This window comes from Rhodococcus sp. IEGM 1307 (genome assembly GCF_030056915.1).
GTDB classification, from domain to species: domain Bacteria; phylum Actinomycetota; class Actinomycetes; order Mycobacteriales; family Mycobacteriaceae; genus Rhodococcus_F; species Rhodococcus_F opacus_D.
On the sequence record NZ_JASHKW010000103.1, the window covers coordinates 1 to 249 of the forward strand.

The 249-nt window shown below is 66.7% G+C and carries 1 protein-coding gene; it reads left to right on the forward strand.

All coding sequences use genetic code 11. The features are described 5' to 3' along the window. On the forward strand, nt 1-249 hold a 249-nt coding region (locus tag QM841_RS42990), incomplete at both ends, for a hypothetical protein (protein WP_283336808.1).

A 249-nucleotide genomic window follows, 5' to 3' on the forward strand; every position in this document is an offset into this window, starting at 1 on the left:
TCTCCGACGAAGAGTTGGAGAAGGACCCGAAGATGCCGCCGTACTACCACCCCGGCCCCGATGCCCCGGAAATCCAGTACATGCTCGACCGCCGTAAGGCGTTGGGTGGGTTCCTGCCGCAGCGCCGCACCAGCCCGGCACCGTTGCCGCAGCCGGCGGACTCGACCTACGACGTGGTCCGCAAGGGCTCCGGCAAGCAGCAGGTCGCGACCACCATGGCGTTGGTGCGGATCATGAAGGAGCTGTTGC